We start from the raw sequence: 20,868 nt of genomic DNA, 5'->3' as shown, positions 1-20,868 counted from the left end.
GAGAACGCCATGAAACTGAACCGTGATATTCAATATCCATCTTCTACCCATCAAGATCAGTGGGAAAAACTTAAACAATTTACTGATGCCCGTATTGCTCTGGGCCGTGCGGGTTGTAGCATCCCGACACGTGCCTTACTTGAGTTCCAGTTGTCGCATGCGCAAGCAAAAGATGCAGTTTATCAAGAGATGGATGTTTCTTATTTGTCTGAGCAATTAGCACAACGGCAACTGCAAAGTATTCATGTCCAAAGTAATGCTCTTAATAAGGAAATTTATCTTAAACGTCCAGATTTAGGTCGTCAGCTTTCAAACCCATCAAAAGAAGCCTTAATTAAGAAGTATGCAGAAAACACGCAACAGTATGATGTTTGTATTGTGGTCGGTGACGGTCTCTCCGCAAGAGCGATTGAAGCGAATGCTATCTCATTCATTACAATGCTGAATGAACAAATTCAGCAAGAAAACTGGAGCCTTGCACCAATTGCAATTGCGACAGGCAGTCGGGTTGCATTAGGTGATGAAGTCGCAGAAATCTTTAAAGCAACCATGCTTGTGATGCTAATCGGTGAGCGCCCTGGTTTAAGCTCTCCTGACAGTATGGGAATTTACTACACATGGAATGCATATTCAGGCTGTCTCGATTCCAAACGCAACTGTATTTCAAATGTTCGCTCAGCAGGTTTAAGTATTCCGGTTGCTGTACAACGTTTAATGGCATTAATGAGAAAATCGAAACAGCTTGGCTTTTCAGGAGTGAATTTAAAAGATGAACATCAACTTTCAAATATCGACCATAATGAAAACGCAAAGCTTTTATTTTAAATAGCAGTTACGCGTAGATATTTCTTCCCTACAAAATATTTATGCGTAACAAGATTATCTTAACGAAAAATAGCAATTTTCAGGTATTGACGATTTGTATGGATATTTTCTTCTTTATATTTATCGCTATACTCCACCTATTGATCTTCTCTAAATCATTTGTATGAACACAACAAACGCCTTCCCTAAAACTATTTATGCCATTCAGCATCTTGCTTTCGAAGACCTAGGTTCATTAGAAGATGTTTTTTATCAACTTGGGTTTCGTGTCCGCTATTTTGAAGCAGGTGTGGATGATTTAACCCCTGCTTTTACACATGACGGTTTAACTATTATTTTAGGCGGCCCAATCGGAGTTTATGAAACCGAAGATTATCCGTTTTTAAAAGATGAAATCGCTTTACTTAAACAACGCTTGGCAGCAGATAAACCTACACTTGGTATTTGCCTAGGCGCACAGCTTATTGCTCATGCACTTGGGGCCAAAGTATATGCAGGCCATCAAAAAGAAATTGGCTGGGGAACCTTAAGCTTAAGTTTACGTCCTAATCAGGTATTATCACCTTTGCTTAATAATGTGCATGTTTTACACTGGCATGGCGACACTTTTGACTTGCCTGAAAACGCAGTGTTATTAGCTAGTTCAGAGATTTATACTAATCAGGCATTTGAAGTTGGAAATAATATTCTTGCCTTGCAGTTTCATATTGAAACAACAGAAGAAAATTTTGAGAAATGGTTAATTGGCCATACATGTGAACTTCGTAATGCCAAAATTTCAATTCCGAAACTACGAGAAGAAAACTTACAATATGCTCAAGCACTTGAACATGCTGCATTTGAAGTTATTCAAAAGTTTCTAAAACGAATCGGATATAGTGGTTAAATTAGAAATTTTCTAATATCTACAAAGGTTAGAGTTTACCATTTGGTATTAATTGTTTATTTTTCAAGCAAAGGAAAGTTTATATTCTATCTTTGGAAACATTTCTTAAAATTTTCAGTGTATTATTAATTTGTAACATAAAATATACGCTGAATTACTATGGATATCTGGAAATTTATTAAAAGCTTTAATACGGTCAATACTTATTTATTGCTTTCATGCGTTCTCCTCATCATCTTAGTTCTTTATTTTTATGTGATTAACCCGGCCTAAGCTACTTTGCCAAGGACGTTAATCATAAAGAAAAAGAAAATATGAGAAGACACCTGAATAAAAAGCCCAACTTTACAGTTGGGCTTTTTTATATCTGCTGTTTACTCACCACATGGTATTCATCTTGCGAAAAAGTAAGAGATAAGCAATCTCAACTATCTACTCACAACACGTTGCTCGTCTTGCGAAAAAGTAAGAGATAAGCAATCTCAACTATCTACTCACAACATGTTGTTCGTCTTGCGAAAAAGTAAGAGATAAGCAATCTCTTACTTTTTCTCAGGTTTGAAGCTGTCTTTTAAGTCAAGAACACGGTTAAACACAGGCTTCTCAGGAGTATGATCGTATTGATCAGCAACGAAATAACCTTCGCGTTCAAACTGGAAGCGATCTTCTGGCTTCGCTTGAGCTAAAGCAGGTTCGATCACAGCTTGAACCACTTTCAAAGAATCTGGATTTAAGTTTGCTAAGAAATCATCACCAGTTTCAGGGTCAGCTTCTGTAAACAATCGATCATAAATACGTACTTCAGCAGGAATACCTTTAGTTGCAGATACCCAGTGAATTACGCCTTTTACTTTGCGGCCTTCAGGATTTTTACCTAAAGTATCCGGATCGATTGAACACTTCAGCTCAATGACTTCACCGTTTGCATCTTTAATGACTTCATTACACTTAATCACATATGCATGGCGTAAACGAACTTCACCATCAGGAATTAAACGTTTAAAGCCTTTTGGCGGTACTTCTTCGAAATCTTTACGGTCAATATAGATTTCTTTAGTCAATGGAATCACGCGCTCACCCATATCGACATTAGGATGACGAGCATGGGTAAGGTCTAAATCTTCCGGTAAGTTCGTAAGTGTTACTTTTAATGGATTTAACACTGCCATACCGCGCGCTGCCGTATTCTCTAAAGATTGACGAATACAGAACTCAAGCATTGCGACATCCACAATACCGTCAGTTTTAGACACACCTACACGTTTACAGAAATCACGTAGGCCTTCTGGTGTGAAACCACGGCGACGCATACCGACAACCGTTGGCATACGAGGATCATCCCATCCATTCACATAACCGCCTTCAACCAATTTACGTAATTTACGTTTAGACGTAATGGTGTAATCTACGTTTAAACGAGAAGATTCGTACTGATGCGGCACAGCTTTAGACTTAACTTTTTCAACAATCCAGTCATAAAACGGACGGTGGTCTTGGAACTCTAATGTACAAAGTGAATGTGTGATTCCTTCGATCGCATCAGACAATGGATGAGCATAGTCATACATTGGGTAGATTTTCCACTTATCGCCTGTTTGGTGATGCTCTGAATGTAAAACACGATACAAAATTGGGTCACGCATATGTACATTCGGGCTTGCCATATCAATTTTGGCACGTAAAACAGCTTCACCTTCTTTAAGTTCACCATTGCGCATTTTTTCAAAACGAGCAAGGTTTTCTTCAACAGAAGCATCACGATATGGCGAATTTTTACCTGGCTCAACAAAGCTACCACGATTTAATTTGATTTCTTCTGGAGACTGCAAATCAACATATGCATCACCTTGTTCAATCAACTGAATTGCCCAAGCATAAAGCTGATCAAAATAACCGGAAGCATAACGTGGTTCGCCATTCCAGCTAAATCCAAGCCATTTCACATCATTGGCGATACCATCAACATACTCTTGTTCTTCCGCATCCGGGTTGGTATCGTCAAAACGTAAATTACAAAGACCATTAAACTCTTCAGCAACGCCAAAGTTGAGGCAAATTGCTTTTACGTGACCAATATGTAAATAACCATTTGGTTCTGGCGGGAAACGCGTTACGATTTGTTTGGCACGTCCGGCAGCTAAATCATCGGTAATGACTTGGCGAACAAAATCTAATCCAGCCTGTTGTTCTTGCTGCGCAGAATCGACAGAGGCATGAGTATTCGGTGTCGGGTTGTTTGGCAGGTTCGAGACAACATCATTAGGCTTCATAGTGTATCAATCACTTCTTTGTAGATAAAATTTCGAAAAAATAAACGCTATCTTCATTTTTCACAAAGATTTTAACGTTTTTTACTTGCCTTGTAGTTTACAGTTTGCTTATGCTTCTCTCAACCAAAAACCCATGGTCAATTTGCCCATGTTTAGGAGATTAATGTAATGAGTTTTCCTCAAGTCGAATTAAACACCAACAAAGGTCGTATTGTTCTTGAGCTTAACACTGAAAAAGCACCGAAAACGGCTGCTAATTTTCTAGAATACGTACGTGACGGTTTCTATGATGGCGTGATTTTCCACCGCGTTATCGACGGTTTCATGATCCAAGGTGGTGGCTTTGACGAAAACTTCAAAGAAAAAGCAACTCGTGATGCGATTGAAAATGAAGCTGACAATGGTTTAAGCAACGATGTAGGTACCATTGCAATGGCACGTACTCAAGCTCCACACTCTGCTTCTGCACAATTCTTCATCAACGTAAAAAATAACTCTTTCTTGAACCATACTTCAAAAACTGCACAAGGTTGGGGTTATGCTGTATTCGGTAAAGTTGTTGAAGGTATGGACGTTGTAGAAGCAATCAAAGGCGTACGTACAGGTAACCGTGGTTATCACGCTGACGTTCCTTTAGAAAACGTTGTTATTGAATCTGCTAAAATTATTTCTGAATAATTTTAGGATAAAGCTGTGACTTATCTGTTTATTTCAGATTTACACTTGTCACCTGAACACCCTCGACTCGTTCGAGGGTTTTTAGATTTGTTGGTACATTATCAAAATAAACAAACACAGCTTTATATTTTAGGTGATTGGTTTAATGCTTGGATTGGTGATGACTATTCAGCGCCTTGGCTCGACGAAATTGTCGAGGGTTTAAAAGTATTTAACCAAAAAGGGAATCGCGTTTATTTCCAAGTGGGTAACCGAGACTTTGCTTTAAATCAGGTTTTCCTTGATAAGTTTAATGGTGTATTACTTCCTGATATTTATTATCTCAACATTGCAGGTCACCAATACCGTTTGGAACATGGCGATGCGTTATGTACTGATGATATTTCCTATCAAAGATTTAAAAAAATTATCCGAAATCCCTTCCTAGTTGCTTTTTTACGCCGCACCCCCTTGAGTTTCCGTACAAAACTGGTCAATGGTTTTCGCAAAAGAAGTCATTCAGACAAACAGCAAAAAAGTTATGAAATTATGGATGTAAATGAACAAGCTGTTGTCTCTGCCCTCACAGATGTAGATATACTTATTCATGGACACACTCACCGTCCAGCAATTCATCAATTACAACATAAACAGCGGATTGTTCTTGGCGATTGGCGTGAAGATCATGCACAAATTTTAGAAATTGATCCCTCTTCACATTTGCAGCAAATCAAACTAACCGATTGGTATTATTAATTAATATTCATTTATTTTTCAAACACTTAGCTTGTTTATTTAAATCAAAATCCCAGATCATACATAGACAGGTAAGGAATACAAATTTCCAGCTTATATGTCCATATTTTTGATATTCGATATATAAAATTAAAAGACATAATACAAATGCAAAAATTAGAAAGGCTTTAATAATTCTAATTTCTCGCAGCTTACTTTTTCGATTAATTGATATTAATTCAAACATTTTCAATAAATTAGTAAAAAATTTATATAAGTATTATATTTCTTTATCACATTAAAATGCAGATGTTTTTCTCTAAAATCGCGTATGATGCCAAAGATTAGAACCCTTCCATTGTAATAAGATTGATATGGAGTAAAGTATGGATTTATTAAATACGGTTAAAAGTCGCTACACTACCAAAGCGTACGATCCCGAGAAAAAAATTCCTCAAGAAAAATTCAATAAGTTATTAGAAATTTTACGCTTTACCCCTTCTTCAGTGAATATTCAACCTTGGCATTTCTTGGTTGCAGACAATCCTACTGCTAAAGAACGCATTGCCAAAGCCTTAACAGGACGATATGCCTACAATGCACCCAAAGTTCTTGAGTCATCACACACCCTTGTATTTTGTACAAGAACAGATATTTCACCCGAATATTTAAACCAGTTACTTGAACAAGATGATTTAAGTGGTCGTTTTAAAGATGAGAAAGCCAAACTCGGTCAAAAGGATACTCGTCATGGCTATGTTGAGTTTTACCGTAATGAGCAAAAGAACTTATTTGGCTGGATGGAAAATCAAACTTTTATCGCTTTAGGACAACTACTGTTTGCAGCTGGTCTTGAAGGCATAGATGCAACCCCAATGGGTGGCTTTGACGAAAATGTTTTAAATGAAGAATTTGGCTTAAAAGAAAAAGGCCTGCGTAGCTCTGTAATTGTTTCACTGGGTTATAGAAGCGAAAATGACTTCAATGCGCAATTGCCAAAATCTCGTCTGCCGGATGAAGTTATTTTTACACATTTATAAGAATTCAGTGGAGTTCAAAAGAACAGTCTTTTGAACTCCTATTTCATAGCTAAGGCTAAACTCACCAGTCCGCTTATTCCTAAAATAATTCCTACGATGGTTGGTAATTTTAATTTTTCTTTATATAAAACTACGCCACAAACTATTCCAAGTAACACGACCAAAATATTCATACTCGCAAAGACAATGGCCGGAGAATCTTTGAGTAAAATATGCGCTTTAACGTATAGGGCAATGTTTGAAAAATTTAGTACACCTAGCATTAGCCCAGCAAAAGTATTTTTAAAATGCCATGCTGAATTTTTTTGAAATATTAAATAAATAATCGATAAAACAAAGGCCGTTATAAAAATTAGATTTAAAGTCAAAGTAAACTGTAGGCCTAAGCTACTCGTATATTTTAACAAGATATCTACAGCGGCATATCCAAACCAGACACTCATCAAAGCAAAAATTGCTTTTTTTGATTGAGATCTGGAAGACTCGTTGAAATGACCCAATAAAATTAAGAGAACAGCAAAAATTCCCAAACCTATCCCTAATAATTTAAGAGAATTAAACTGCTCTTGGAAAAAGAAATAAGCCGCTAATAAAGAAAGTACCACGGACAGCCGCTGAGCAATTTCGGTTTTGACAATACCTGCGTACTCTAAAGATTTAGCAAGGCACAAAAAAATACTCGGTAGAATGACGCCTAAAGCCACTATTAGCCACCAAGGTGTATGTTGTATAGAAATATGCTGAATATCTGGCTTAAACCACAGATAACATAGCAAGCTGGCACTTGCGTAATTCCATGCAATCATTTGCATGGGTTGATATCCCTTTTTCTTTAAATTTTTAAGTAGTACAGAAACCAGAACACTGCACAATGCTGCAGCAAATATTAATACCATTTGCAAAGAACCTATTAATTTAAATTTTAAGAAACAGAGATGGACCGCAGGTAGCTTTAATATGCTTTTTTATATTTTTAAAGCCATAAAAAAACCAGTCATCACTGACTGGTTTTTTTCAAGCTAATCAATTAACGATTGTTTTCGTCATCTTGACCATCTTCAAATTTAGAATCGTTATCAAAACCGCCTTGATGTCCGCCGAAGCCGCCTTGACCACCGAAGCCGCCTTGACCACCGAAGCCACCTTGACCACCGAAGCCACCTTGACCACCGAAGCCGCCTTGACCACCGAAGCCACCTTGACCACCGAAGCCGCCTTGACCACCGAAGCCAGCACCTTGAGCACCACCAAAGCCAGCGCCTTGACCACCGAAGCCACCTTGACTACCACCCTGAGCTGGGAAACCTGCACCTTGTGCACCTGCTGGACGTGGGTTACGAGCTGGAACAACTGTAGAAATTGCGTGTTTGTAAACCATTTGACTTACAGTATTTTTTAATAAAACAACATATTGGTCAAAAGATTCAATATGACCTTGTAATTTAATACCGTTAACAAGGAAAATAGAAACTGGGATGCGTTCTTTACGGAGAGAATTTAAGAACGGATCTTGTAAAGTTTGACCTTTAGACATTTTTAACTCCAAAAAAAAATTTTTAAATCAGCGCAAAAAAACTATCTTTATTTTTCAACTAAAAATTATAAAAAGACAGTGTGCAAATTTTGCTTTATCCATAAGAGTTTCGCAAGTCTTCTTTCGCCTGCTTTATCGTCAAGTAAGTTTTAAAATCGTGTATTTCTTGCAAAGAACGTAACCACGTATATTGACGTTTGGCAAGTTGTCGTGTTGCAAATAAGGCTTTATCCTCCATTTCCTGCTTTTTTTTGAGACTCATATCACTTTTTAATAGAAATTCTAGAGCTTGTCGATAACCAACAGAACGCATAGAGGGTAAATTTTCATCTAAATCGTATTTTTCAATTAGAGACTCGACTTCACTCAAAAAACCGATATCCCACATTTTGCTTAATCTTTGCTCAATGCGTTGATGTAATTCTAACCGATCTGGAAGTAAAGCGTAGTTATGAAATGTGTATCGATATGGTACATTTTTTGGTTGTTCTGCCTGCAATTTGGTAATTGGTTGACCTGTAATACGGTAAACTTCCAACGCCCGAATAATTCTTTGTTTATCAGAAACCTTAAACTTCACTCCAGCCGCCGGATCTACTGCCACCAGCTCATCATAAACAGCTTGCCACCCTTCATTTGCTGCTTTTTCTTCAATTGCTGCGCGAACATTTGCATCTGCACTTGGCAAGTTACTTGATAATCCTTCTAAGAGAGCTTTGAAATACAGCATGGTTCCTCCTACCAAAATAGGAGTTTTGCCACGTGAATGCATCTCATCAATTAAAGCACAAGCATCTTCAACAAACTGAGCAGCCGAATAGACCTCAAGTGGAGTAATAATATCAATTAAATGATGTGGATATAGCTCCTGCTCTTCACGTGTTGGCTTAGCCGTACCAATATCCATATCTTTATATACAAGTGCAGAATCAACTGAAATTAATTCAAAATTTCCACGTTCATAGAGTTCACATGCCAAAGCGGTTTTTCCGCTTGCAGTCGGTCCCATTAAATTGATGACGGGCAATTGGTTTGACATGTAAAACTACTCTCCTCGAGCAAATAATTTATCTAGTTGAGATAATGGAAATGCACGCCAAGTTGGGCGACCATGGTTACATTGGCTCGCAAATTCGGTTTGTTCCATTTGGCGAAGTAAAGCATTCATTTCTGAGAGACTAAGTTGTCGATGAGCACGTACTGCACCATGACACGCCATACCAGCTAACAGTTCATCACGCTTTTGCAATAAACCTTGTGCTTCATCATTTGGATCTAAGTCATTGAGAAGTTCGGGAATAAGATTTTCAAAATCCGCTTTTTGCAAAATAGCCGGCACACCACGCACAATGACTTGCTCATCGCCATATAAATCAATCTCTAACCCTAAGCGTTCAAGCTGAGGTTTTAAATCCTCAACACGAACAGCTTGCATACGACTAATTGAGATCACTTTAGGGATAAGCAACTGTTGAGATGTCCAAAACTCAGGCTTATCCCAAGCATTTTTCATTTGTTGCAGCAAAATACGCTCATGTGCTGCATGCATATCAACAATAATCAAGCCTTCAGTATTTTGCGCCAAAATATAAATTCCATGAAGCTGGGCAATTGCGATACCTAGTGGAAATTCATCTACCTTAGCGACAGGCTCAATACTTTCATCAACTGAAAAATTAGCAGGTTGATCACGTAATGGTGCCAAGTAAGTCTTTAATGCATTATTTAACTGCGCAGAACCATTATATTTTGGAGTTTGTTCCGCATAATGAACAGCTTGGGGACGACTATTATTAAAATCAGTTAAAAGCTCAGTAGAAGGCTGATAACCATTTGGTTTGTCTACTGCTGTATCAGCGGCTTGCGCTGTACGGTGCAATGTAAATTGTTCTTGGTATTTAGGCTGAGGTTGTACCGAAAGATTTTGAGTATCGTCCACTTTCATGGCTTGTGCTAAATCAGCACTAGCTGTCTGAAATTGTGCTAGCGTTTCTTTAGCATAATGTCTTACAAACTCATGTACTTCACGTTGATTTAGAAAACGAATCTCATGTTTCGTCGGGTGAACGTTAACATCAATATTTTCAGGATCGACTTCTAAGAAAAGTAAATAAGATGAATGCTGATGGCCATGTAAAATACCGTCATATGCCATTCTTAAAGCATGTGAAATGGTTTTATCTTTCACAATCCGGCCATTTACATACACATATTGTAAGTCTGCTTGGGCACGTGCATCTGAAGGATGCCCTAGCCAACCTGACAAACGCATATTAATACTTTCGGCATCGATCCAGTAAGCATTTTGAACAAACTGTTGACCCAATAATTGCTGTACACGCTGAAATCTTAATTCACCGCTATCTGCTATTGGTAAATTAATTCGAATATTATCGTTATGCTCAAGTACAAAACGTATATCAAAATGCGTTAAAGCTAAACGGCGTACAATTTCTTCAATATGCCCAAATTCAGTGGTTGGTTTTTTTAAAAATTTACGGCGAGCGGGCACATTAAAAAACAAGTCCTGAACTCGAATATGGGTGCCCTTTTGTGCAGCAACAGCTTGGACTTGTTGATGATCAAAGGCGGTACCATTCACCTCAACCTGATGACCAATTCCGCTTTCATCTTGGCTACTGGTTAAAGTCAATCGTGAAACTGCTGCAATAGAAGCAAGTGCTTCACCACGGAAACCTAAGCTAACAATGGCATGTAAATCTTCTGCTGTTTTAATTTTACTGGTTGCATGGCGCATCACTGCCAATGGTAAATCATCAGGATGAATCCCATGTCCATTGTCAATAATCTCGATTAATGTTGAGCCGCCTTGTGCAATCCGCACAATTAATTCGGTTGCACCTGCATCAATTGAGTTTTCTAATAATTCTTTTACGACCGATGAAGGACGTTCAATCACCTCACCGGCAGCAATCTGGTTCGCTAACGCGGCGTCTAATGTATGAATACGACGTTGTGTTAGCTTTTCATCAGTCATGAAGCTGTTCCTGCAAAGTCTGGTATAAATGCTCTGTTGGTAAAGTTAAGGTGACGAAACGATTGAGTTCATCATCTGATTTTTGAATATCAATGATGATATCTGCTTCAGGGATTTCGTCTCCACCTTTCGATGGCCACTCAAATAAAAATAGTGCATCCTGAATATCTAGATAATCACGGATTCCCATTAATTCAAGTTCGTACGGGTCATTGAGACGATATAAGTCAAAATGAAAAATTTCTTTATTATTGATTTTATATGGTTCAACCAACGTATACGTCGGACTTTTAACCGAGCCTTTATGCCCTAGAGCTTGCAAAAAATAACGGGTCAATGTCGTTTTACCGGCGCCCAAATCTCCAATCAGATAAATCACGCCAGCTTGAACATGCTGCGCCAATGCCTGAGCTAAACGCTGGGTATCTTTTTCATGATTTAAGACCATTTTCAATGAATACGACATAACACACATAACATGATTCAAAATAATCGATATGATACCATTGCCCTGCTTTAAAGCCTACTTAAGTGCTTAACGTTGGCTTTTTTTACATCACATTTATCAAATATTGACACACTTTTATGTCTAGCCCGATTGAATTTTTCCCACCTATGATTGATGGCGTAAGCGCAAGCCAAGTCTATCTTCCTCCACAAACGACAGCACAAACCATCTATCAATTTCTTTGCGAAAATTTTCCTCATATAAAAGCAACAGAGTGGCAGCAGCGTTTTCAAGATGGGCTTATTTACGCGGCAAATGGCGAAAAATTAACATTAAACAGCTCATATATAGCAAACACACATATTTTTTATTACCGATTCCTTGCTAACGAAGTACATGTTCCCTTTGAGCATCAGATTTTATTTGAAAATGATGATTTGCTTGTTGTAGATAAACCCCATTTTTTAACGATTAGCCCAACAGGGCAATATGTACAAGAAACATTATTAGTCCGACTAAAAAAGCAAACTGGCAATGAGTTTTTAACCCCGATCCACCGATTAGATCGTGAAACTGCCGGTGTCGTTTTATTTTGCAAACGACCGCAGTCACGTGGAATTTACCAACAGTTATTTGCAGATCGTCAAGTCAATAAGATTTACCATGCAATCGCTCCATATAAAGCTGAATTAAAATTTCCTCAGAGTTTAAAACTGTATTTAGATAAAGGTACACCCTTTTATACAATGCAGGTGATTGCACATACAAAAACCAATACCGAAACTAAAATTGAGCTGATTGAACATAATCACTCATGGGCTAAATATTGTTTAACGCCAACCACCGGAAAACAGCATCAACTCCGCGTCCATTTAAATCATTTGGGAATTCCGATTAAAAATGATCCGTTTTATCCAATAGTTCAACATAAAGCCGATGATGATTTTTCTCAGCCCTTACAGCTTCTAGCTAAGCAAATTTCTTTTATAGACCCGCTAACAAAACAGGAAATGGTTTTCAATTCACAGCTTGAATTGACACTGTAATCGCATCGTAATGACAAAAAGATTATTTTTTATGCTGAAAGACATTGAAATTACATTCCGATGGTTTAAAATAAATCCCTAAAAATTAAAAATCATTTGGTTTTGTTATTCATGCGAAAAACAGAAGTTTATCAGGTTCGACTTGACTCCCAAGAGAAAAAACAGGCTTTTGCTGTTTTTAAACAATTGGGGATTACCCCTGCCCAAGCAGTGCGACTGTTCTTTAAACAAGTCGTCTTAACCAAATCTATTCCTTTTGCGATCGAAAACCAGAATATTAATATGGAACAATTATTAAAACTGAGAAAAGCAAAAGCATCTTCATTAAATCAGAACGCTTCAACTTTAAATGAAGATGATGACCATGAAGATTTATTTGAAGAGTTAAATGCACTATTAGGTGAAAGTGACAAAACTTAACGGTGTTGCATTTTTAAACAACTTTTAACGTCAATTCGCTTCTTTTTTAGTTATGCTCTCTTTGTAAAAATATAAACATAAATACAAGGAGCGCCTAATGATTGTAAGACGAGCGACCTATGAAGATCTAAGCCAACTCGCTGTCCTATTTGATGAATACCGTCAATTTTATGGTGCATCTTCTAATCTCGAAGAATCCCATCATTTCTTAAAACAACGTTTTGAGAATAAAGAGAGCGTATTTTTCATCCATATTAAGGACGAAAAAATTACTGGGTTCGTATTGCTTTATTTAGGTTTTTCTTCAGTTGCTTGTTCAACTTACTACATCTTAGATGATGTATATGTTACCCCCCTATTCCGTCGTCAAGGCTCGGCAAAACAGCTCATTGATACAGCGATTTTATTTGCAAAACAAGAAAATGCTTTACGTATTAGCCTAGAAACCCAATCGAATAATCATGAATCTCACCGCCTCTATGAAAAAATGGGGTTTATTAGAGACAGTGAGTTTCAGACATTTCATTGTTTTCTTAAATAATATTTTGAGCGAGTTGTTTTTCCTGCTCCGACAAATATACCCAATCCCCGTCCTCAATTTCAGGTAGAACCAATTGACCAATTTGATGTCGATGTAATTTCTCGACTTTATTGCCTACGGCTGCAATCATTCTTTTGACTTGATGATAAACACCTTGATGAATAGTCATCGTTAATTGATGAGTTTCTAGTAGTGCTACATCTGTGGCAGCAAATACCCCTTTTTCTTGGTGTAAATTAACTCCCTGAATAAGCATTTCAATTTGCTCAGGGGTTACGGGGTCGTAAGTTGTAACGTGATAAACCTTTGGTACATGTTTACGAGGATGAGTTAAAGCTTGTAGATATTTACCATCATCAGTAAGTAAAAGCAGCCCCGTTGTGTCTTGATCCAAGCGTCCAACCGCCTGCACACCACGATGAATCATGGTTTCAGGCAGTAGGCTAAAAACACTTTGATGATGCTGAGGATGATGAGAACACTCGAAACCTTGAGGTTTTCTTAGAGCAATATAAATTTTTTCTCTATATTGATAATTTTGACCAAAAACGGAAAACTCAAAATTTTCTGGGGAGAACTGCTTTTTGAGATCACTCACAACCTCCCCATCAATACTTACTGAACCATTTTTTATTAACTGCTGACAATATTTACGTGAACCAAACCCTTGTGATTGTAAAATTTTTTCCAGCAGCATAAAGCTTTCTCTTTAAAACGAAACCATTATTTTAACGTAATTTTAGTGTTTTATTACCTTCTGCTTTATCATCTTCTCATTTAACTTCAACTTCGAATTATTCTTCAATGACACGATAAATTTTTTCGTTTTGTTCACTTTCAAATAGCAATTCTGTAGTGGGTAAGATCACCTCATTATCTACAATAATATGTTCGATACGCTGACTTAGCTTTAAAGGCTCATTTTCATGTTCAACTAAATTCTTCTTTAATTGAGCTTTCGCATCATGAATTTGATCAAATTGATCTTTGATCTTAATATCTATAATATCCATAAGATTAATCCTGTACTCATGAGTAGTGATTATTTTTATATCACACTCTCTCAAAAGAATACTTTTTAAGTTGTTAATTTATATAACATTGTTTCCAAGCGTAACCACAGATAAAACTCTTTATCATTGAGTCATATACAAGAAAATCTCCACTAAAAAATCTTTGTTTGATCTTTTTCAACCTTAAAAGCTCTCACATTTTGGCTCTCAATTATTATACAATTCAAATTATTTGCTTTTCTTGCCGCTTCTCATGCTTGCCCAATTCGATGTTAATTTAGTTGTTTTATTAGTTTTACTTATCTGCGGTTTACTAAGTCAAAATGCAGCTGTAACCATCGCAGCAGGTATTTTAATCGTCATAAAAATCACGCCATTAAATCAATTTTTTCCTTATATTCAGGCACATGGACTAAACTTAGGCATACTTATTCTAACAATTGGCGTACTCACGCCTATTGCAAGTGGCAAGCTTAGTGGAGAGAGTATTTTAAAATCCTTTATTAGTTTTAAATCTTTGGTCGCTATTGCAATTGGTCTGCTTGTCGCGTGGCTAGGTGGTCGTGGTGTAAAACTTATGTCGAGCCAACCTGATGTTGTGGCAGGCTTACTTATTGGTACGGTTGCAGGTGTGGCGTTACTCCGTGGTGTACCTGTTGGCCCACTGATTGCAGCAGGTCTATTATCTTTATTTATAGGTAAATAAAAGGCACCCGAAGGCACCTTTTAATAAATGCTTAGGCTAAATAAGTACTTTTAACCTGAATAGTAAGAAGTGCGTTTTAAAGAAAACTTTTCTAGCTGCTTTAAGAAACCTTCAAAGTAGCTCTTCTCTTTTTCTTCAGTTCTATAACCTGCATACAAGGTACGTCTTAAACCGGCTGGAGAAACACAATCTAGACGGCGGCTAGTCACCCAACCCTTTTGTTCGTATTCATTGACTACCCAATCTGGCAAAGCAGCAATACCTCGGCCACTCGCAACAAGTTGAATAAGCATTTGCGTTAAGTCTGTTGTTCGGATTTGTTTTGGTTGAATATTTGCAGGTATAAACAGTTTCGACATGATATCTAAACGGTGCTTATCAACCGGGTAAGTAATAAGAACCTCTTCTGCGAGATCCTGAACAGTAATATTTTCAGCACGAACCAATCGATGAGTATTTGATAAAACCAAACGCGATTCATATTCAAAAATCGGGAAGTATTCGATTCCTTTTAGCGCGATCGGATCGGCTGTAATAAGTAAATCAAACTCAGCATTTTGTAAAAGTTCATGTGGGTTCGCTTCGAACCCCGAAGCAAAGTCTAAATCGACGTCTGGATATTGCTGACGGTACTGATTGAGTAAAGGCATTAGCCAGTCAAAACAGCTATGACATTCAGATGAAAAAATAATTCTGCCCGTTTGTCCGTGCACAATACGTGTAATATCACTCTGAGTAATCTGAATTTGCGGCAATACATCATCAGCTAACTTCAGTAGGCGTTGTCCTACATTAGAAAAACTAACAGGGCGACTGCGGCGATTAACCACCTCTACCCCATACCAATGATCTAATTCTTTTAATTGGTGAGAAATAGCTGAGGGCGTTAAGCATAGGTCATTAGCTGCAGCGACCAGTGAACCATGTTCACGTAAAGCAACTAAAGTTTTAAGGTGTCGAATTTCTAACATGGGCACAAGCCTGAATACATAAATTTATCTATAAATTTTTAAGTTATCTCTTGTTTATTACTAAACAGAGTTAACGGAGATAAATCATCACTAATGAATACCATTCATCTTATCACAAAATTAATTAATTTGTCTCAACATAAGTTTTTGTTAATTAGATATGGACTTTACTAACAAATAAAAAATAGACCCATTCAGATCTATTTTTTATAAAATGAGAATATTCTTACTCGGTCACTTGTAAGCTAACAATCGTATAATTTTGATTTTTAGGCTTTAACTTTAAATCCACTGGAGCGGTGACTTCCATTAAATATTCTCCAGCTTTTGGAAATTTAAGTTCAACTTGTCCTTTATCATCAGCTTTAAAATGTAGTACTTGTTTATCAGTTGCTCCTTTTTCTCTTAAATTAATTTCAGCATAAGGTAGGTTCTGGCCTTTTTCACTTATGGTTAGCTGAACTGCTTGGGTAAGTTTAAGCTGGTTAGGATGAACAGAAAAATTAACTTTAACTGGTGTATTTGGAAGTTGAAAATCTGAAACTTTACCTTTTGAAAGATAACTTTGTAATACCCATTCTCTTGTTACTTCCTCTGTTTTAATCTTTTTAGTTTTAAGATCAGCAGGAATTAGATAGTCACGCTCTTTTTTTGGCGGAGCTTTATCTGCTGGTAAATCAAAGAATAAATGCCACTCCTTTTGATCATATACATATTTTAAAGGGTAACTCGCCTGAGTTTGCAGAATATATGTACCGTCTTCCGGTAAAGCAACATCGAAAACAGTTACAGATTTATGTAGAGCTTCAGCATTAATAACTTTAGGCTCTTGTTTAGGGGTAATGACGGTAAGCTTGGCATCTTTTAAAGCGTATTCACTATTTAGTGCTTCTTCAGCATAACCAGCTACTACCGGTACTTGTGTCTGCTCAGTTTTATACGCTAATGGCGCAACATAAGGTTCATGAGCAAGGCTGTAAGTACATACAAAAACAAGTGATGTTACTAATAATCTATTCATTATTTCTGGATCCTTATTAGGAAAATTTAAATTTTTACAGACAAATCATAAGCAAATGTATTATACACAAATAAAAATAATTCTCATTATCATTAATAAATTTAAGTTAAAGATTTTTATATAAAAAGAAAAAGGCCATGTGGCCTCTTTCATTACCTCATTGTTCTTTTACTTTTGGAAAAGCTTGATTAAAGTCAATGAGCTTATAACTTTTTACTAAATCATCTTCACCATAAGTCACTTCATAAGTTGTTTCTTTACCATTAAAGTATGCTTCAGCTGGAGTTCCAAATACTTCCCATAAACCTATTGAGGCAACATCTGCAACCCCATGCCCAAATGCACGACCTACTTTCACCCACTTTGAATAACCTTGCTGGAATGTATAGATTTCAACTCTTGTCCCATCACGGTACTCAGACAATACAGGTGCCCCAAACTCTGCAATAACATAATTACGAGAGCTACCCGGATTTAAAACATTTAAATTTTTTTTACTTGGTTGATTGCCAGCCATAAATACGGCACAACCAGACATAGATAACATAGCCATACCAATAAGGCAGGCAATACATAATTTTCTCACGATTCAACTTCTCTATTTCTTAAATATTTATACAACTTATTGTAATGCCTAAAATATTACGCGCTCATCATATCCAATTTGATAAAAGAATTCGATAAATTATTCAATATAAAGATAAAATATTCCGGTTTTAAATATGCAAACTTCCTCTTGAGATTCTAGTTTTTTATTATTTTGGTCTCTTTTTCCCTTATACTTTCTTTTTTGAGTTTCCTTTTATTAATTTATTATGGCGTCACCCCAATCCCCTTCTTCTTCCCCTCGACATTACTCACTCTTCTTGGCAATTTTTTCTCTCGCAGTAGGCGGTTTCTGTATTGGCACTACAGAATTTGTCGCAATGGGTCTTATTCAGGAAATTGCACACAATTTAAAGATTACAGTACCTGAAGCAGGGCATTTTATTAGTGCTTATGCATTAGGTGTTGTTATTGGTGCCCCTATTATTGCCATTTTGGGTGCCAAAGTGCCTAGAAAGACCCTATTGCTTTGCCTCATGCTGTTTTATGGTATTGCCAATGCATGTACAGCTTTAGCACATACCCCAGAAACCGTTTTAGTCTCTCGTTTTATTGCAGGTTTACCTCATGGCGCATATTTTGGTGTCGGCGCTTTAGTCGCGGCTGAACTAGCAGGCCCTTCACGAAGAGCTTCAGCAGTTGCGCAAATGATGATGGGACTGACTGTTGCTACCGTTATTGGCGTACCCTTAGCAACATGGTTAGGTCAACATTTTGGCTGGAGAGCAGGTTTTGAATTTTCAGCAACGATCGCATTCTTTACTTTAATTGCTGTAGCTTGCTTTGTACCGAATATTCCAGTTCAAGCTACTGCCAGCATAAAAACAGAATTAGCGGGGCTTAAAAATATAAATATGTGGTTAACCCTTGCAGTCGGCGCAATTGGTTTTGGGGGCATGTTCTCGGTATATAGCTATGTCTCACCAATTCTCACTGAATACACCAAAGTTAATATCCAGATTGTTCCTATTGCATTAGCGCTGTGGGGCATCGGGATGGTGATTGGTGGTTTAGCTGCGGGTTGGCTTGCAGATAAAAACCTCAATAAAACTATTGTAGGCGTACTCATCAGCTCAGCGATCGCATTTGTAGTCGCAAGCTTTCTAATGAGTAATATCTATAGCGCAATTGGCTCTTTATTCTTAATTGGCCTAACCGTTATGGGTTTAGGTGGGGCTTTACAGACACGCCTCATGGATGTTGCAGGTGATGCACAAACGCTAGCAGCTTCACTTAACCACTCCGCCTTTAATCTTGCTAATGCATTAGGCGCTTTTTTAGGTGGTTGGGTACTGAGCCATCAGATGGGTTGGATTGCACCAATCTGGGTAGGTTTTGTACTGAGCCTTGGTGGCCTTATTATCTTACTCATTGCATTTGCTGTAGAAAAAGCAACTCAAAAAGCCTGAGTATGATCAGGCTTTCGTTGAATCTCTAATCTGTTAACTTTTCACCACAGTGCGGGCAATAACATTTCTTCTCTCTAACAGCTTCTTTCTCTTCTAATACTTTTTCGCGCATAATTTGAATAATCAGATTATGCGCTTGTTCTTTTGGTAGCCCTACTTTTTGTCGAATACGTTCTATTTCAACTTCATCATGCATGATATCAATACCACGCACTTGAAGTAACTCACGGAACTCTTGTTCAAGGCGCTGATTACGCTGGTTAAGTTCATTGGCCAAACCAGAAGCTAAAATACCAGCCGGTAAAGCAGCAATCCCTACCCCTAGAATTGTAATTAAGGCTCCCAATAATTTTCCTAAGCTGGTCACAGGTGTGACATCACCGTATCCGACTGTAGTTAAAGTCACAACCGCCCACCACATTGCTTTAGGAATAGAGCTAAAAGCTTCCGGTTGTGCTTTATTCTCAACGACATAAATACCAGAGGCAGTCATAATAATCATAATGATTAAAATAAAAATCACTGCCTGAAAAGAACCTTTTTCTCGCTTAATCACACATAGCAATATTTGCAATGAGATGAAATAACGAGTTAATTTTAATAATCGAAGTAACCGTAAAATTCTTAACATACGAAGATCTATTCGTACAAAGAAATTTAGATACGCAGGCAAAATTGCCATGAGGTCAATCAGTGCTTCACCACTTTTCATCCATGCTAAACGTTGCTTCCATGCAGCTTGTGTCGGATCACGCTCGACTATACTCCAGAGCCGTAAGAGATATTCAACACTGAAAATTGCAATTGAAACATTTTCAAAGTAGTCAAACCATATACGGTAGCTGTAATACAGATCATTTACTGTTTCTAGTAATACAGCAACTACATTCCCAATAATTAAGAAAACTAAAAAGTAGTTAATACATCTACTTACTGTCGTTTCGTAATCATGATTATGAAGGTTGTTATAGAAGAACCGACGTACTGTCTTCCATGCTAAAATTCGCATACGGATCCGAACCACGTTATATTGAACATATATTAAGCTCACATACGTAAATTCACCACTATAGCGGCCAATAAAATATTTTATTAATTGTATTAGCTAAACAATCATAAATAATATTTCATATTTACTAATTATATTTTAATGCGCTGCAACATATCTAAACTCATTTTCCTCCCACCATTGCACCTCATATATACCAGCATGGGACTTCAAAATGACATTAATATAATTTTGTAGCAACATAATATGGTGAGTAATATCTAACTTTCTAAAAAGAAATCTTCTTAAAATTGGTGTATTTGGTGAAATGAATATTGCAAAACCATTACTGTATTCTTCATAAACGCTAATACCGATATACATCGTAATCTCAGGTAATGGCACTTCTATTTCCCAGCCCCAACGCTCAGCATTTAACTCAATATTTAAGTGATATCTATTTTTTAATATACTATAAATATATTGTGCAATATCTTCAGTTTTCTGTACTAAAGTATTCCCGTCTTCTGCTGATAAATTTTGATCATATAGCTGATAATCATCAAATTTAAATTCAACAATTGTCTTTAGCATTTTTAAATTCCATATATAAAATACCCATGTTCTTTTTAATTATTTTTAAGTTCATACAAATATTTTAAAACAAAATCTTCTTTAATATCTAGCGTTATATTTATTTTTACATTTTATTAGAATAAAACATGATTAATTTATTATTTTAAGAATTAAAATA

Annotated in this window: 24 protein-coding genes; 10 read left to right on the top strand and 14 right to left on the bottom strand. The window is 36.9% G+C overall.

Translation table 11 applies throughout. The annotated features are described in order from the left end of the window. The first annotated feature begins 9 nt into the window (after positions 1-9). Together eutC and G9371_RS02680 are read left to right on the top strand one after the other, a co-directional pair. Positions 10-825 carry an ethanolamine ammonia-lyase subunit EutC gene (gene eutC, locus G9371_RS02685; RefSeq protein WP_029424700.1) on the top strand — a complete coding sequence of 272 codons (816 nt, stop codon included), beginning with the start codon at positions 10-12 and terminating at the stop codon, positions 823-825. A 163-nt stretch (positions 826-988) separates the two neighbouring features. After that, positions 989-1,711, top strand: coding sequence for a glutamine amidotransferase (locus G9371_RS02680; RefSeq protein ID WP_001098474.1), 723 nt, complete (start codon positions 989-991; stop codon positions 1,709-1,711). Positions 1,712-2,253: 542 nt separating this feature from the next. Here the strand turns inward: G9371_RS02680 and G9371_RS02675 are convergent. Next, positions 2,254-3,981, bottom strand: coding sequence for a glutamine--tRNA ligase/YqeY domain fusion protein (locus tag G9371_RS02675; RefSeq protein ID WP_000803942.1), 1,728 nt, complete (start codon positions 3,979-3,981; stop codon positions 2,254-2,256). A 168-nt stretch (positions 3,982-4,149) separates the two neighbouring features. On the opposite strand from G9371_RS02675, the gene G9371_RS02670 reads away from it, so the two are divergent. After that, positions 4,150-4,659, top strand: a complete 510-nt coding sequence (locus G9371_RS02670; RefSeq protein ID WP_000009660.1) for a peptidylprolyl isomerase — start codon at positions 4,150-4,152, stop codon at positions 4,657-4,659. Positions 4,660-4,674: 15 nt separating this feature from the next. Then, positions 4,675-5,394, top strand: coding sequence for a UDP-2,3-diacylglucosamine diphosphatase (locus G9371_RS02665; RefSeq protein ID WP_029424699.1), 720 nt, complete (start codon positions 4,675-4,677; stop codon positions 5,392-5,394). Between the two features lie 7 nt (positions 5,395-5,401). On the opposite strand, the gene G9371_RS02660 is transcribed toward G9371_RS02665, so the two are convergent. Beyond that, on the bottom strand, positions 5,402-5,620 hold the full coding sequence (locus G9371_RS02660) for a hypothetical protein (RefSeq protein ID WP_029424698.1): 219 nt from the start codon (positions 5,618-5,620) through the stop codon (positions 5,402-5,404). Positions 5,621-5,759: 139 nt separating this feature from the next. Here G9371_RS02660 and nfsB point away from each other — a divergent pair, with 139 nt between their 5' ends. After that, positions 5,760-6,413, top strand: a complete 654-nt coding sequence (nfsB, locus tag G9371_RS02655) for an oxygen-insensitive NAD(P)H nitroreductase (RefSeq protein ID WP_000365037.1) — start codon at positions 5,760-5,762, stop codon at positions 6,411-6,413. A gap of 38 nt (positions 6,414-6,451) precedes the next feature. On the opposite strand, the gene G9371_RS02650 is transcribed toward nfsB, so the two are convergent. From G9371_RS02650 to tsaE, 5 genes are all read right to left on the bottom strand, one after another. Next, positions 6,452-7,309, bottom strand: coding sequence for a DMT family transporter (locus tag G9371_RS02650; protein WP_000242913.1), 858 nt, complete (start codon positions 7,307-7,309; stop codon positions 6,452-6,454). Between the two features lie 131 nt (positions 7,310-7,440). Further along, on the bottom strand, positions 7,441-7,947 hold the full coding sequence (hfq, locus tag G9371_RS02645) for an RNA chaperone Hfq (protein ID WP_000033651.1): 507 nt from the start codon (positions 7,945-7,947) through the stop codon (positions 7,441-7,443). Positions 7,948-8,041: 94 nt separating this feature from the next. Then, positions 8,042-8,986: a tRNA (adenosine(37)-N6)-dimethylallyltransferase MiaA gene (miaA, locus tag G9371_RS02640; protein WP_000070779.1), complete on the bottom strand. Its 945-nt coding sequence runs from the start codon at positions 8,984-8,986 to the stop codon at positions 8,042-8,044. Positions 8,987-8,992: 6 nt separating this feature from the next. Then, the gene (mutL, locus tag G9371_RS02635) at positions 8,993-10,945 is read right to left on the bottom strand and encodes a DNA mismatch repair endonuclease MutL (RefSeq protein WP_000129007.1); all 1,953 of its coding nucleotides are present in this window, start codon (positions 10,943-10,945) and stop codon (positions 8,993-8,995) included. Further along, positions 10,938-11,411 (bottom strand): tRNA (adenosine(37)-N6)-threonylcarbamoyltransferase complex ATPase subunit type 1 TsaE, encoded by a 474-nt coding sequence (gene tsaE, locus G9371_RS02630; protein ID WP_032009438.1) that lies wholly within the window; start codon positions 11,409-11,411, stop codon positions 10,938-10,940. Before tsaE ends, mutL begins: the two co-directional genes overlap by 8 nt. Before the next feature lie 119 nt (positions 11,412-11,530). Between tsaE and G9371_RS02625 the strand changes: the two genes are divergently transcribed. The 3 genes from G9371_RS02625 to G9371_RS02615 all read left to right on the top strand — a co-directional run bounded on the left by G9371_RS02625 (position 11,531) and on the right by G9371_RS02615 (position 13,400). Then, positions 11,531-12,439, top strand: a complete 909-nt coding sequence (locus G9371_RS02625; RefSeq protein WP_000097958.1) for a pseudouridine synthase — start codon at positions 11,531-11,533, stop codon at positions 12,437-12,439. A 111-nt stretch (positions 12,440-12,550) separates the two neighbouring features. After that, the gene (locus G9371_RS02620; RefSeq protein WP_001232531.1) at positions 12,551-12,859 is read left to right on the top strand and encodes a type II toxin-antitoxin system RelB/DinJ family antitoxin; all 309 of its coding nucleotides are present in this window, start codon (positions 12,551-12,553) and stop codon (positions 12,857-12,859) included. A gap of 97 nt (positions 12,860-12,956) precedes the next feature. After that, positions 12,957-13,400 (top strand): GNAT family N-acetyltransferase, encoded by a 444-nt coding sequence (locus tag G9371_RS02615; protein WP_000637089.1) that lies wholly within the window; start codon positions 12,957-12,959, stop codon positions 13,398-13,400. Here G9371_RS02615 and G9371_RS02610 read toward each other — a convergent pair. Together G9371_RS02610 and G9371_RS02605 are read right to left on the bottom strand one after the other, a co-directional pair. Beyond that, positions 13,393-14,097: a pseudouridine synthase gene (locus G9371_RS02610; RefSeq protein WP_000923639.1), complete on the bottom strand. Its 705-nt coding sequence runs from the start codon at positions 14,095-14,097 to the stop codon at positions 13,393-13,395. The two genes, G9371_RS02615 and G9371_RS02610, sit on opposite strands and share 8 nt — an antisense overlap. Positions 14,098-14,194: 97 nt before the next feature. Next, complete coding sequence (locus G9371_RS02605; RefSeq protein WP_000351255.1) at positions 14,195-14,413, bottom strand: hypothetical protein; 219 nt, start codon at positions 14,411-14,413, stop codon at positions 14,195-14,197. 253 nt (positions 14,414-14,666) lie between these two features. Here G9371_RS02605 and G9371_RS02600 point away from each other — a divergent pair, with 253 nt between their 5' ends. Further along, positions 14,667-15,119, top strand: a complete 453-nt coding sequence (locus G9371_RS02600) for a DUF441 domain-containing protein (protein ID WP_000880860.1) — start codon at positions 14,667-14,669, stop codon at positions 15,117-15,119. 50 nt (positions 15,120-15,169) lie between these two features. On the opposite strand, the gene G9371_RS02595 is transcribed toward G9371_RS02600, so the two are convergent. From G9371_RS02595 to G9371_RS02585, 3 genes are all read right to left on the bottom strand, one after another. Then, positions 15,170-16,090 carry a LysR family transcriptional regulator gene (locus G9371_RS02595; protein ID WP_000890088.1) on the bottom strand — a complete coding sequence of 307 codons (921 nt, stop codon included), beginning with the start codon at positions 16,088-16,090 and terminating at the stop codon, positions 15,170-15,172. Between the two features lie 226 nt (positions 16,091-16,316). Next, positions 16,317-17,111 (bottom strand): DUF4198 domain-containing protein, encoded by a 795-nt coding sequence (locus tag G9371_RS02590; RefSeq protein ID WP_029424696.1) that lies wholly within the window; start codon positions 17,109-17,111, stop codon positions 16,317-16,319. Between the two features lie 157 nt (positions 17,112-17,268). After that, complete coding sequence (locus tag G9371_RS02585) at positions 17,269-17,697, bottom strand: membrane protein (protein ID WP_001228338.1); 429 nt, start codon at positions 17,695-17,697, stop codon at positions 17,269-17,271. Positions 17,698-17,926: 229 nt separating this feature from the next. Between G9371_RS02585 and G9371_RS02580 the strand changes: the two genes are divergently transcribed. Beyond that, positions 17,927-19,126: an MFS transporter gene (locus G9371_RS02580; RefSeq protein ID WP_002014361.1), complete on the top strand. Its 1,200-nt coding sequence runs from the start codon at positions 17,927-17,929 to the stop codon at positions 19,124-19,126. A gap of 25 nt (positions 19,127-19,151) precedes the next feature. Here G9371_RS02580 and G9371_RS02575 read toward each other — a convergent pair whose 3' ends face one another. Both G9371_RS02575 and G9371_RS02570 read right to left on the bottom strand, forming a co-directional pair. Then, a complete protein-coding gene (locus G9371_RS02575) occupies positions 19,152-20,135 on the bottom strand; it encodes an ion transporter (protein WP_001221041.1) in 984 nt (327 codons plus the stop codon). A gap of 138 nt (positions 20,136-20,273) precedes the next feature. Continuing rightward, complete coding sequence (locus G9371_RS02570) at positions 20,274-20,708, bottom strand: hypothetical protein (RefSeq protein ID WP_029424695.1); 435 nt, start codon at positions 20,706-20,708, stop codon at positions 20,274-20,276. Between the last annotated feature and the right edge of the window lie 160 nt (positions 20,709-20,868).

The sequence above is a fragment of the Acinetobacter sp. EKM10A genome (assembly GCF_011075215.1).
GTDB classification, from domain to species: Bacteria; Pseudomonadota; Gammaproteobacteria; order Pseudomonadales; family Moraxellaceae; genus Acinetobacter; species Acinetobacter baumannii.
The sequence above is the reverse complement of the archived record's forward strand: the minus strand, read 5'-3'. Positions and strand labels throughout refer to the sequence as shown.